Genomic DNA, 12,436 nt, shown 5'->3' with positions numbered 1-12,436 from the left:
AGAGCCATGGCCGAAGTCACAGTCATCATGGTCAGTTACAACACCCGTGAGCTGACCTGCACCGCAATCGACACGCTGCTGCGTAACGCTGGCGACGTAACAATGGACATTATTGTTTGGGACAATGCATCGGAGGATGGTTCGGCCGATGCGGTTGCCGAGCGGTTTGCTGACATCAATCTTATCCGCAGCGATGACAATGTGGGCTTTGGTGCTGCCAATAACGCTGCGGCAAAGCTGGCGCAGACCGAATGGCTTCTGCTTCTGAATCCGGATACCGAAACGCATCCGAACGCAGTTGCAAATCTGCTCGCCTTTGCAAAGGCGCATCCGGAAGCTGGCATCGTCGGGGGCAGGACAGTCTTTCCGGATGGCACGCTGAATATCGCATCATGCTGGAACCGGATGACCCCTTGGAGCCTGTTTTGCAACGCCGTCGGTCTTTCACGCGTTTTTTCCTCCAGCGAACTGTTCAATCCTGAAGGCATAGGCGGATGGAAACGAGATACGGTTCGCAAGGTAGATATTGTGGTCGGCTGTTTCTTCATGATCAGAACCAGCCTTTGGCGCGAGCTTGGCGGCTTCAGCCCGCGCTACTTCATGTATGGCGAAGAAAGCGACATGTGCCTTAGGGCGGCCAAGATCGGATATCGTCCGATGATCACGCCCGATGCCCAGATAATGCATCTGGTGGGCGCTTCTTCCAAACGACGGGAAGACAAGGTGCTGCGCCTCATGCGGGCAAAGGCAACGTTGATCCAGGATCATTGGAGCAATGCTGCGCGGCCATTCGGCATTACGATGTTGTGGCTCTGGATTGCGATGCGGCGCGCAGGCAGCGCCCTTTTGGGCCTGGGCAGTGGTGGCTCCTCTGAGCTTTGGAAACAGGTATGGCGCCAACGGCGTGCCTGGTTGGGCGGCTATCGATGAATGAAATGCCGCCACGTGCGCGAAAGGAAGCGTTGTCACGCGGGCAAAAAGCCATGCGGTTTGTCCGTTCCGTCGCGGATCCCCGTGCATGGGTGCACCTGCTTAAACTCGTGAACTATTACAATTACACCCATGTCCGTCCGATGCGCGAGATGGCTATCGGGCTATCCCCGAATATCAGCCCCGATGCATCCTTCACGCATCCAGAACGCATCATGATCGGCAACCGGGCGAGGATCGGCTCGCGCTGCCACATCTGGCCTGGCCCGGCAGGGGGCAAAATTGTGATCGGCGATGACGTTTTGTTTGGGCCGGAAGTCATGCTGTCGGCAGGCACTTACGACTACAATGCAGGACATCCTGTAAGCGATCAGCCCATGATCGAAGGCGATATCGTTATCGGCAATGACGTGTGGCTTGCCACTCGCGCGGTAGTCCTTCCGGGCACGCACATTGGCGACGGTGCGGTTATCGCCGCCGGTGCCGTGGTAAAAGGCAACGTCCCTCCCTTTGCCATCATGGCAGGAGCCCCTGCGAAGGTTGTTGGAATGCGCAACGTCCGGCCCGCGGAATGATCAAATTTCCAGCGCGGCCAATAATCCACGCCGGAAATCGGCAGCAATCCTTTCATCGCTGAATCTTCGGCCGGCATCGCTTGTCTGCCAAGTCGCGAGGCTTTCTTTATAGACGCCCTGATGATCAAGGAGCCGGGCCATCGCTGTTGCGACACCGCGCGGATCGCGTGCGGTCACGCGCAGCGCAAAGCCGCAATCATCGAAATATCCATCCACCGCAGTACCCTGCGGATAGATAATGGGTGCCCCTGACATCACCGCTTCGACAAAAACCATGCCGAAGCTTTCCCGCAAAGACGGAAGCACGAAGCCTGCAGCTCCGTTCATAGCCTGGCGGACCGCTGCGGCATCGGCAGGGCCTGTCAACGTGACGTTGGGCGTGCCGCCTATCACCTGCCGGCAATAACTTATGTCACCGGCATCCCCGCCGCCGATAACCTGAAGCTGCGCCTTCGGATGAGTCTGTGCCAGAAGGCCCATCGCCTGCACCATGGTGCGCAGGTTCTTGCGTTTGGCATTCTTGAGGTGAAAAACGGTCACAAGAGTGTTCGAGCCTGGCTTTGGGACCATCGGGCTATCGATATGGGTTGCGCACGGCAGGTCGATTACCAGCCCGTCACGTTTTCCAAGTCGCGCTTCGATGGCTTGCCGTGACCACGGCGAAAACGGAAACACGACCGCCGCGCCGGAGTAGATACGCGCCAGTGTCTTCGCGAGGTCAGGCCGTGCGGTCAGGATCTTCGTGTCTGTATCACCCTGGATACTGAGCGCGTAGGGGACCCCGAGCCTGCGCGACATCTGCTCCGCAACAATACCTTCAATCGTCAGCTTGTGCCCCACGATGAGCGCTGGCTTTGGCCCTCGCTCCACGATGTCCGACAGAGCATGACCAAGTTTTCGCAGCATGGTTTCATGTCCGATACCGCGCGGCGGGGCCCGGTATGTCACGGCCCGTCCATATTCGAATGCCGTTTGCTCAAGGTTCAGGCCAAGTGAACGAAAACCCGTTGCCGCACTGCGCACCACGTCGCCAAGCCCGGGTGTGCGGCGGTTCAGAGAGATCACATCGTGGCGAAAATTTTCGCACGTCAGATCGATAAGGCTGCGGACCGCCTTGGTCTTTTGCAGCTCTACCGGATCGGGAAAATCAGCGCTTATATGCAGAACAGGCGGAAGCTCTTTCTGGATCACGGCTTTGCCTCAATACAAGACGGGCGCGCCGCTTATTTCTCGACCGTTTGGTATTGGTAATATTTATATTGATAGCTGTAATTCTGGCCTGCATCCAGCGCACGATACTTTGTCAGGACCGCGCCCGCGATACGGGCGTCGGCATCCATCAGGCGGCGAACAGCTGTTCGCGCTTGTCCATATAGCGCACGGTTCGCCTCGAGCACGAACACTGTAGCGTCACAGAAGCGCGAAATGAGCGGGGCATCGGCGATACCAACCACGGGCGGACTGTCGACGATGATAACATCGTAGGAACCACGAACTTTCTTGATCAATTCGCCCATCAATCCCGAAGACAGGATTTCGACAGGATTGCTTGGAATAGGGCCAACCGGAAGAACCTGAAGATTATCTATCCCGACATCGCAAATGGCGGAGGCCAATTCTGTACGATTGTACAACACATCAACGAGCCCGGTTTTCTGCTTCGCAAGTTCGAATTGCCTGGCGATTGCCGGCCGGCGAAGGTCGGCATCGATAATTAGCGTTCGCTTGCCAACAGCGGCAAATCTGACTGCAAGCGCAATAGCCGATGTGGTCTTGCCTTCGCCCGGCTGGCTACTGGTAACTTGCAGCACGCAGCTGTCCATTTCCGGCATGGCATAACTGAGTGTCGCGCGGATCGATGAATAGGCTTCACCCAGGGCACTGAACGAACTGAGCATGACTTCGCTCGATTCTTCGTCGGAATATGGCGTCTGGCCCAGCGCCGGGATTCCCAGACGCGCCTCCATTTCATCCAAAGTGCGGATGCGTTCGTCGAAGAATTCGCGGACAAGCGCAAAGCCAATGGCAGCACCAATACCGGCGAGAAGTGCCAACAACATGTTGCGCATCAGATCCGGCGATGATGGCGAGCGCGGCGTGATAGCATAATCCAGCACGGCAATGTTGCCATCCTGCAGGTTGGCAGCCGACGAAATCTGATTGAAGCGTGCCAGCAGGGAAGCCAGCTCTTCTCGGGAGGCCTGCGCTTCACGCGAATAAATATTGTACTGCACACGGCGATCCTGCTCGTCGAGCGTGGCAGCCGATAGTCGGTCACGTTCGGTCGAGAGGGCGCGCTCCTGACGAAGTGCTATCTGATATTCGCTGCGAAGACTGTCCCGAATTTCCTGTCCGGAGCTGGCGATTTCACTTTGGAGCGATGAAATTTCCGCCCGAACATCCCGAATTTCGGGATATTCTTCCTGATATCGTTCACGCAATTCCGAAAGCTGGACAGTCAGTTCAGACAAGCGGGAGCGTAATGCCTGCACTGCCGGACTGTCACGTACTTCGGGCACCTGAGCGATAGGCAGGCGGGATATTGCCTGCCATTCCTGTTCTGCGACGATGCGGCGCGAACGGGCATTGATGTAGGCTTCGTTGATGTTGGCCAAATTCGATCCGGTGATGGTGCGTGCGCCTCCATCATTGTTGACCGAAACAGCCTCCGCATCTTCACCGATGAGCGCGTTTGCCCTGGCGTATTCGTTGGCCGTAAGCTCTGCTGCGCGCAGTTCGTTGCGAACTTCAGTGATTTGCTTTTCAAGAAATTCGGTCGCTGCAGAATTGCTTTCAGTGCCGCCAAGAACGCTGTCCGCCACCATCGCATCGGCATAAGCATTAGCGATGGCCGAGGCAGCCTGGGGATCGGTCGAGCTCGCATTCAGGTTGATGATACGGGCCTGTTGGGGCAATTCTGCAGAGATGGAATTGCGGATGATTCCACGTGCAGCCAGCCTGGAACTTTCGCTGATGTCCATGCCCGTGAGTGAGCGCATGGTAGCCTGATCCAGGCGATTGGCCGCTTCAGAAGCAATGCGGCGACTTTTGACAACCTCGATCAAGGTCGCGAGATAATTGCGCACCTCGTTTACTTGAATAAAAGGGTCTGACACATCCTGGCCTGGCAGAATATTGGTATTATCAACATTCACACGGATAGTAGCGGTCGCGGTGTATCGCGGGGTGGCGAGCATCGTCAGGATCAATCCGATCGCCAAGGCAGTCACAACAATACCAAGCAAAGCCACACGCTGGCGCCACAAGGCACCGCGCAGATAGGAAATGCTCAGGAAAGACTCGCCAGCGCGGGCCTCGGTCGCAGGATACGCCATGGATCTGTCGGCAGATCCGTCATTTGTAATTCGGTCAGCGGTCATTGAGGGCCTCTGCGGATTAGATACGGGTGAAGAGAGCGAACAGCGGCAATGCTCTCAACAAGTCCTGCCAAAGTTGCGATAGGCCGTCTGTGCCGACCACCACGCGGTCGCCGGGATGAAGAACCGGATCAAGCATGGTGCCCGATCTTACAGCTGTATAGTCGAACTTGGCCACCTCGATCCCGTCATCCGCTTGACGAAAGATTGCGATCTCATCCGGCTCGGCAACTCTCGAGAGCCCTTGGGCCAGCGCAATCGCCCCGGACAGACGGGTGCCTGGGCGGAAGTCATAGAGGCCCGGGCTTTCGACACGGCCCTCCACTGTGACTTGATGCGAATTGTAATTGAGAACATTCACCGAGACACGGGGGTTGCGAAGGTAGCGCGTTGCAAGCATCTCCTCGATGCGGTCTTCCACCTCTCCTGCGGAAAGGCCAGCGACGGTAATCTGCCCGATCAATGGCAGCGAAACCTCGCCTGTCGCGGAGACGGCAACACTCTCAAGCGAGAGGTCTGCCTCACGAAATACATCGACTTTGATCACATCAGACGGGCGCAGGACGTAACTTGCCGTCAATGACGAGCCATAGCCGTCCTGGCCCAATTCGGCGGCAGCCTGACTGACGACCGGACCAGGTGCGACCACAGGACCGCTGGCACACGCTGTTAGCGTTGCGGAAAAAACCAGCAAGCACGTGGCCGCCACATTCTTCTTACCACTTGCCGTCATGACTGTTCATTCCTGGTGCGACCGAATTATGCAAATGCCGGAAAATACTACGTGCATTCCCCTATTGAAACCGAATGTTTCGTTAACAGGGCTATAACCCTACGATGGTGCAACGCAACATCCAAGCACTCAATTTTTCCATCGGTTTGACCGGTTAAATACATATCGCTAGCCAATCCTTGGAAATTGGCCTCGCTGTTGGAAAGTAAATGTAAATGTCGTTGATCAACCTCTTGGCCTGCCTCGCCTATGGCATGGTTGGGGTGCTTGCGATTGGAGCTGGTTCCGCTGCATTGGCAAGTGATAGAAATCGCGCGCATCTGGTCACCTGGCTGATCTGCGCCTTGGTATTTGCACTGATGATTGCCAGCCGGACACTGGGTTGGGAAGAGGCAGCGCGAGAGGCGTTAAGAGCTGGATTGGCCGAGAATGACTTCGTCAATCGCAGACAGTACTTGCAAAAACCGCTGGTGGCTGTGGCCATCATGGCAGGGGCGGTCATACTCTGGGTTGGCTGGGCCTATGCCAACAGTGCCCGGTCCCGCCCTTCGGATCTTTATATCCGGCTCGTTCAGCTTTTGATGGGCCTGCTCGTGCCCCTGTTTGCGCTGCGCATCATATCGCTCCACGCTTTCGACCGGTTGCTGTATGGTGGCAGCATTCGTTTGAACTGGGTTTTGGATGGAGGCATAACCATCGCCGCCGGTGCGCTGGCAGCGCTGTACATTGTGCGGCAAAGGCAGCGCATCAATGACCGGATCAGGCCGAGCTAGCTAGTCGCCCCCAGCTAATTACCCAATGCGCTGCGGTAGGCGGCCAGCAAAGGCTCAACCTGCTTGTTCCAGTTGAGTTCCTGCACCACACGCTTCCGTCCAAATTCCCCCATCATCGCCCGTTGCCCGGGGTTGTCGAGCAAAGCGGCGATCTTCTCGGCCATGTCGGCGGGATCATTTGCTGCGGCGTAAAGCGATGCCTCTTGCGCTGAAAACCGCCCCTCTGTGACGTCGAATTGCACCATCGCTTTGCCGAGTGACATATATTCCATGATCTTGTTCATGGTCGACTTGTCATTCATCGCGTTCACGCGGTCAGGATTGACGCCGATGTCCATCGTTGAAAGCACTTCGAACAATTCCTGATCCGGCGCCCTGCCCGTGAAATGGATCCATTCGCCAAGGCTGCGTTCCGAGGCCATGGCCTTCAGTCCTTCCAGCGCCGGGCCGCCGCCGACCAGTACGAAACGAATGTCGCGCCGGCCCATTCGGTTCACCAGATGGTCCACGGCATCGATCAGCAGATCAATGCCTTCCTGCTCGCCCATCACTCCGACATAACCCACCATGAATTGCTTGCCGTCTTTCAAGGCAGCATTGGGTTCAACGCTTTTGAGCTTGGACAGATCAGGACCGGACCGCACGATAAAGACCTTGTCCGGATCCATCCCGCCACGTTCGACCGCAATGATTTTGTAGCTTTCATTGGTCGCAATAGAGACATGCGCCGCCTTGAAGGTCAGCTTCTCGAACAGAACCATCAGCTTCCAGAAAAAACCGCGTTTGTTGAATTTGGCTTCATAAAGCTCGGGATTGATATCGTGGTGATCGAAAATATACTTCACGCCGAGCAGCCGAAACGGCAGCGCGACCAGAAAGATCAGATCGGGCGGATTGCATCCTTGGATCACATCGATGCCGCGTTTGAAATATATTCGCCAAGCCAGCACGGTTTCCCAGAACAGCGCCGCGCCATATTCCAGCAGAAACCCGAGTGCACCGTCCGCCTCCAATGGCAGGGGATGCCGGTGAATGTGGACGCCTTCGATTTCCTCGTAGCGCTTTTCATATCCTTTGCCCGTTGGGCAAATCACAGAGACCGTAGCGCCCGCCGCCTTTAATGTGCGCGCCTCCTGCCAAACGCGCCGATCAAACGGCAAGGGCAGGTTTTCAACCACGATCAGTATCGATTTTCCCGCGAGCGGCTGGCCCTCGATGTCAGTCGGAAAGGCGAAATCTTCTGCGGTTTCAGGAGTCAATTTATGCTGCTCACATCCATCACAGGTGTATCGCCCAGATCGAGCGTATCGATCAGGCGATTGGTGGCGATGATACGGGCATATCCGCCAGTTTCGGCAGTGCCCTTGTCCACAAGCAGCGTCTCGATCGTAGGCAGGAATGCAAAGGCATAACCGAGATTTTGCCCCACCAGTTGTTCCGGTTTCAGGGCAGGATCATGAATTTCCACTTCAAATCCGGCATCGAGGAGCTTGCGCGCCATATCCACCGCCGGGCTTTCGCGAAGATCGTCCGTGTCTTTTTTGAATGCAAGGCCCACGAGCAGAACCTTGGCACCGGGCTCCAAGCCATCAACTGCGCGCAGAAACTGATGGTGTTTGTGTGCCTCATTGCTGCGGATCAGCGCATCGACAAGATGCGTGTTCGCACCGATGTCGGCGGCAATATGCTGCAAGGCGCGCACATCCTTGGGCAGGCATGACCCGCCGAAAGCACCGCCGGGGCGCGTGTAATAAGCCGAAATATTGAGCTTGGTATCCGAGACGAAAATCTCGTGAACCTGGCTCGCCGAAATGTCGAGGTTCTGACAGACCCGTCCCACTTCATTGGCAAACGCCACTTTGGTCGCATGCCAGGTATTGTCGACGAATTTGGTAATTTCCGCTTCCCGAATGCCGACGTGAAAGACTGGCGCTTCGATGCCGTCGTGCAAACGTTCCATATTGGCGCTCGGCACGCCATCAAGTGTGCCCAGCACAATTTTTGGAGGTTCGAAATAGTCCTGGATTGCGGTCGCCTCGCGCAAGAACTCGGGATTGTAGACCAGCTCCACCAGCCGATCTGTCTGCTCACCCAGCTTCGCACGGAAGATCGGCAGAATGATCTGGTCGGTCGATCCGGGTCGCATTGTAGAACGATAGGCGACAGTCAGCGGGCGGACGCGATCAGGCTTGATCGCCTCTGCTATATCGCGCGTGACTTGCGCGATATAGCTCATATTGTGTGCCCCATCGACGCCGCTCGGCGTACCGACACAAACGATGGCAATATCGCAATCGTCCAGCTCATTCCCGATGCGCGTAGCTGCGGTGAGCCGTCCGTCGGAATGCGCCTGCGCAACCAGCTCATCCAGACCGGGCTCCCGAACGGGAGAGCGCCCTGCATTAATAGTCGCGACCTTGGCGTCACTTACATCAACGCCGAAAACGCTGTGCCCCTGCCGGGTTATGCAGCCAGCAGCAGTGCAACCAACATAACCGAGCCCAAAAATCGCGATTTTCAAAAAATGCCCCTCTTAAGGCTACGTATTACTACTTGGTCATTAGAGATTGTAACAGGGTCTATGCAACCGCAATTTTTGCACTGCACAATTTGCTGCACTTGCACTTTCACAAGCGATGCGCTTGAGGCTGGCACAAAGGATTTCGAGGACATCAGATGACCCATCAGAATGGCAAGAAGACTGCGCTTATCACCGGCGTGACCGGGCAAGATGGCGCCTACCTGTCCCACCTCCTACTGGAGAAGGGCTATGAAGTGCACGGCGTCAAACGCCGGTCTTCGTCCTTTAACACGGGCCGGATCGAAGATATTTATCAGGATCCACATGTCGATAACCAGCGGTTCCACCTGCATTATGGCGATCTGACAGACAGCACAAACCTGATCCGCATCATGCAGGAAGTCCAGCCGGACGAAGTGTACAACCTCGCGGCGCAAAGCCATGTCGCTGTCAGCTTCGAAACGCCCGAGTACACGGCCAACGCCGATGCGGTTGGTACTTTGCGCCTGCTCGAGGCGATCCGCATTCTGAAGCTTGAAGATAAAACGCGTTTCTATCAGGCCTCGACTTCCGAGTTGTATGGCCTGGTGCAGGAAGTTCCTCAGCGCGAGACAACGCCGTTCTACCCCCGCAGCCCCTATGCTGTGGCCAAGCTTTATGCCTACTGGATGACGGTAAACTACCGCGAGGCATACGGAATTCACGCTTCCAACGGCATCTTGTTCAATCACGAAAGCCCCCTTCGTGGAGAGACCTTTGTCACGCGCAAGATTACCCGCGCCGCCGCCGCGATTGCGCTGGGCCGGCAAGATAAACTCTATCTCGGCAATATGGATGCCAAACGTGATTGGGGTCATGCGCGCGAATATGTGCGCGGCATGTGGATGATGGTGCAACAGGAAAAGCCCGACGATTATGTGCTCGCCACCGGCGTTACCACCGAGGTGCGCGAATTCGTGCGCTGGGCGTTCGAAGATGCGGGCATTCCCATCGAATTTCGCGGCAAAGGCGTAGAGGAAAAGGGTTATGCGGCCAGCGATGGTCGCTGCCTGGTCGAAGTCGATCCGCGCTATTTCCGCCCGACCGAAGTGGAATTGCTCCTCGGCGATCCGACGAAGGCGCACGAAAAGCTCGGCTGGAAACACGATATCTCCGCGCGCGAACTTGCGCGTGAAATGGTCCTGGCTGATCTTGAACTGATGAAGGCCGAGCCCATTGCGGGCGCCGACTGATGGCATACAGGCTCACCGGGAAGCGCGTTTACATCGCCGGGCACAAGGGCATGGTCGGATCTGCCATCGTTCGGCGACTGGCAAGCGAAGGCTGTGAAATCCTGACAAGTGATCGAAGTACCGATTTACGAGAGCAGGTTGCGGTACGCGAATGGTTTTCGGTCAACCGTCCCGATGCTGTGGTAGTTGCAGCGGCAAAGGTCGGCGGCATCCTTGCCAACAACAATTATCCCGCTGAATTCCTGTACGATAATTTGATGATAGAGGCCAATATCATCGAGGCGGCCTACCGCAACGACGTAGAGAAACTGCTCTTCCTCGGTTCGTCCTGCATCTATCCCAAAATGGCTCCACAGCCGATACCGGAAGATGCTCTTCTAACGGGCCCGCTCGAGCCGACGAATGAATGGTATGCGGTCGCGAAGATTGCCGGGATCAAGCTGTGTCAGGCCTACAGGCGGCAATACGGCTGTGATTTCATCAGCGCCATGCCAACCAACCTTTATGGCCCCGGCGACAATTTCGACCTCGCGAACAGTCATGTGCTGCCCGCTCTCATCCGCAAGGCGCACGAGGCAAAGGAAGTTGGCGCGAGCAGTATCGAAATCTGGGGCACAGGCGCTCCCCGGCGTGAATTCCTGCACGTCGATGATCTGGCCGATGGCTCTGTATTCTTGCTGAAGAAATACTCGGCGGAAAGTCACGTCAATCTGGGTTCGGGAAAGGACCTGCCTATTATCGAACTCGCCAAGATCGTGTGCAGCGTTGTCGGCTTTGAAGGTGAGATAACGAAAGATACAACCAAGCCCGATGGCACGCCCCGCAAGCTGATGAGCGGAGACATGCTGGCGGAAATGGGCTGGTCGCCAAAAATCAGCCTGCGTGATGGAATTGCCCATGCCTACCGCGCTTTCCTTGCCGGAGAGCGGAAAAGCTAAACGCGCACCGACACGTTTTCAGAAGGCGCGATTGTGCGTCAGCACTCGCAAAGTCGAAATCAAGATCCCGATGTCGCGCCAGAGTCTCCAGCCTTCGACATATTCAAGATCGGCCAACAGCCGGTCGGTCAAATGGTCTTCGGTATCAGTTGCACCGCGATGACCACGAATCTGCGCCAAGCCGGTGATGCCGGGGCGCAAGCCATGACGCTGCCAATATTTGTGATCGACTTGCCAGAAAAGTTTGCTGCCCGCTTTCGATCCAAGCGCATGCGGTCGCGGTCCTACCATGCTCATATCACCGATCAGGACATTGATCAGCTGCGGCAGTTCATCAATGCTGGTCCGGCGAATGAAGCGGCCGATACGCGTGATCCGGTCATCATCCAAAGTCGCTGAACGCTCCCCATTTGCGTCACTTCCGCGCATCGAGCGGAACTTGAGGATGTCGAAGAACTCGTTACCGCGCCCCATGCGTCTTTGGACGAAGAAGAGAGGCCCGCCGTCCTCCAGCTTGATAAGCAATGCCGTGATCAGCATGATTGGCGAGAGGAACAACAAGGCGCCGCCTGCAACCGCCAGGTCGAAAATCCGCTTTGTCGCCCGAGCGCGCAAGCCCAGTTGCCGCGCCGAAACCTTCAGCGCCGATACGCCGACATCATCGTGATGGACCACGCCGATTGCGCCGATCTCTCGCGAGAGCTGATGCGTCACTTCACCGTGGATGCCCGTGCCTTTAAGTACCTGAGACCAAGCAGGCCTGTCTCCTTCCTGGCAGCTGACGATGACTTCATCCATATTGCGTAGATATTTACTCAACCGGTCAAGTGCCTGCGGATCGTTGAAGTCCGGGATCAGGCCGTGGACTTCGGCATCGACGTGATACGAATGCGGAAGTTTAAATTCCGGGCCACCAGCCAGAATTACCAGCCTGTTGATCGCCGAAGGGCCCCAATGTCGCACGATCGCCTTGGCCATCATCACACGGGCAGCAACCATGATCGTAGCAGAAATCATCATCGCCAGCACGAACACCAGTCGCGAAAGCTCCGCGTTGATCTTTATGAAAAAGGCAAAGAGACTGAGAAGCGCCGCAGAGACAAACAGTGCGACTATCGCTTTCATCGCACTCAACTGCCAATCGGTCAGCCCGCTACGCGAATAGGTTCCGCTGTACATTGCGACGGTGAGATAAAGCGGGAGATTTACATATGCCGACAGCATGCCGCTTTCCAACCGGGCAAGCTCGGTGAAGGTGCCAAAGTACACGGCCGAGACCGCATAGAAAACTGACAACAAAATCGCAGCATCCAGCGCAACCAGGAAGAGATAGGTCTGCAATCGCCGCCGTTCCAAT

Annotated in this window: 11 protein-coding genes; 5 read left to right on the top strand and 6 right to left on the bottom strand. The window is 56.3% G+C overall.

Annotated elements, in window-relative coordinates; all coding sequences use genetic code 11:
- The first annotated feature begins 6 nt into the window (after positions 1-6).
- The gene (locus AB731_RS02810) at positions 7-930 is read left to right on the top strand and encodes a glycosyltransferase family 2 protein (protein ID WP_047092503.1); all 924 of its coding nucleotides are present in this window, start codon (positions 7-9) and stop codon (positions 928-930) included.
- Complete coding sequence (locus tag AB731_RS02805; RefSeq protein WP_047092504.1) at positions 927-1,505, top strand: acyltransferase; 579 nt, start codon at positions 927-929, stop codon at positions 1,503-1,505. The genes AB731_RS02810 and AB731_RS02805 overlap by 4 nt, the downstream gene beginning before the upstream one ends.
- Here AB731_RS02805 and AB731_RS02800 read toward each other — a convergent pair whose 3' ends face one another.
- From AB731_RS02800 to AB731_RS02790, 3 genes are read right to left on the bottom strand one after another with little or no spacing between them, the layout of a single operon-like run.
- The gene (locus tag AB731_RS02800; RefSeq protein WP_047092505.1) at positions 1,506-2,696 is read right to left on the bottom strand and encodes a glycosyltransferase; all 1,191 of its coding nucleotides are present in this window, start codon (positions 2,694-2,696) and stop codon (positions 1,506-1,508) included. It lies immediately after the preceding gene.
- Between the two features lie 32 nt (positions 2,697-2,728).
- The gene (locus AB731_RS02795) at positions 2,729-4,885 is read right to left on the bottom strand and encodes a GumC family protein (protein ID WP_082126317.1); all 2,157 of its coding nucleotides are present in this window, start codon (positions 4,883-4,885) and stop codon (positions 2,729-2,731) included.
- Positions 4,886-4,901: 16 nt separating this feature from the next.
- Positions 4,902-5,531, bottom strand: coding sequence for a polysaccharide biosynthesis/export family protein (locus AB731_RS02790; RefSeq protein WP_231638817.1), 630 nt, complete (start codon positions 5,529-5,531; stop codon positions 4,902-4,904).
- A gap of 299 nt (positions 5,532-5,830) precedes the next feature.
- Between AB731_RS02790 and AB731_RS02785 the strand changes: the two genes are divergently transcribed.
- Positions 5,831-6,388, top strand: coding sequence for a hypothetical protein (locus tag AB731_RS02785; RefSeq protein ID WP_047092507.1), 558 nt, complete (start codon positions 5,831-5,833; stop codon positions 6,386-6,388).
- 14 nt (positions 6,389-6,402) lie between these two features.
- Here the strand turns inward: AB731_RS02785 and AB731_RS02780 are convergent, their stop codons facing one another.
- Positions 6,403-7,647: a glycosyltransferase family 4 protein gene (locus AB731_RS02780; RefSeq protein WP_173425736.1), complete on the bottom strand. Its 1,245-nt coding sequence runs from the start codon at positions 7,645-7,647 to the stop codon at positions 6,403-6,405.
- Positions 7,644-8,909: a nucleotide sugar dehydrogenase gene (locus tag AB731_RS02775; RefSeq protein ID WP_047092508.1), complete on the bottom strand. Its 1,266-nt coding sequence runs from the start codon at positions 8,907-8,909 to the stop codon at positions 7,644-7,646. The genes AB731_RS02780 and AB731_RS02775 overlap by 4 nt, the downstream gene beginning before the upstream one ends.
- Positions 8,910-9,064: 155 nt before the next feature.
- On the opposite strand from AB731_RS02775, the gene gmd reads away from it, so the two are divergent.
- Positions 9,065-10,141, top strand: coding sequence for a GDP-mannose 4,6-dehydratase (gene gmd / locus AB731_RS02770; RefSeq protein WP_047092509.1), 1,077 nt, complete (start codon positions 9,065-9,067; stop codon positions 10,139-10,141).
- Positions 10,141-11,079, top strand: a complete 939-nt coding sequence (gene fcl / locus AB731_RS02765) for a GDP-L-fucose synthase (RefSeq protein WP_047092510.1) — start codon at positions 10,141-10,143, stop codon at positions 11,077-11,079. The genes gmd and fcl overlap by 1 nt, the downstream gene beginning before the upstream one ends.
- Positions 11,080-11,097: 18 nt before the next feature.
- Here the strand turns inward: fcl and AB731_RS02760 are convergent, their stop codons facing one another.
- On the bottom strand, positions 11,098-12,420 hold the full coding sequence (locus AB731_RS02760; protein ID WP_231638816.1) for an exopolysaccharide biosynthesis polyprenyl glycosylphosphotransferase: 1,323 nt from the start codon (positions 12,418-12,420) through the stop codon (positions 11,098-11,100).
- Positions 12,421-12,436 lie beyond the last annotated feature (16 nt).

It is taken from the genome of Aurantiacibacter marinus (assembly GCF_001021555.1).
Classification (GTDB): domain Bacteria; phylum Pseudomonadota; class Alphaproteobacteria; order Sphingomonadales; family Sphingomonadaceae; genus Alteraurantiacibacter; species Alteraurantiacibacter marinus.
This window is presented reverse-complemented; position numbering and strand designations above follow the sequence as displayed.

Bases quoted from the DNA above. Each gene is read 5' to 3' on its own strand.
- AB731_RS02810 (WP_047092503.1), top strand. From the start codon at position 7: ATGGCCGAAGTCACAGTCATCATGGTCAGTTACAACACCCGTGAGCTG.
- AB731_RS02805 (WP_047092504.1), top strand. From the start codon at position 927: ATGAATGAAATGCCGCCACGTGCGCGAAAGGAAGCGTTGTCACGCGGG.
- AB731_RS02795 (WP_082126317.1), bottom strand. From the start codon at position 4,885: ATGACCGCTGACCGAATTACAAATGACGGATCTGCCGACAGATCCATG.
- AB731_RS02785 (WP_047092507.1), top strand. From the start codon at position 5,831: ATGTCGTTGATCAACCTCTTGGCCTGCCTCGCCTATGGCATGGTTGGG.
- gmd (WP_047092509.1), top strand. From the start codon at position 9,065: ATGACCCATCAGAATGGCAAGAAGACTGCGCTTATCACCGGCGTGACC.
- fcl (WP_047092510.1), top strand. From the start codon at position 10,141: ATGGCATACAGGCTCACCGGGAAGCGCGTTTACATCGCCGGGCACAAG.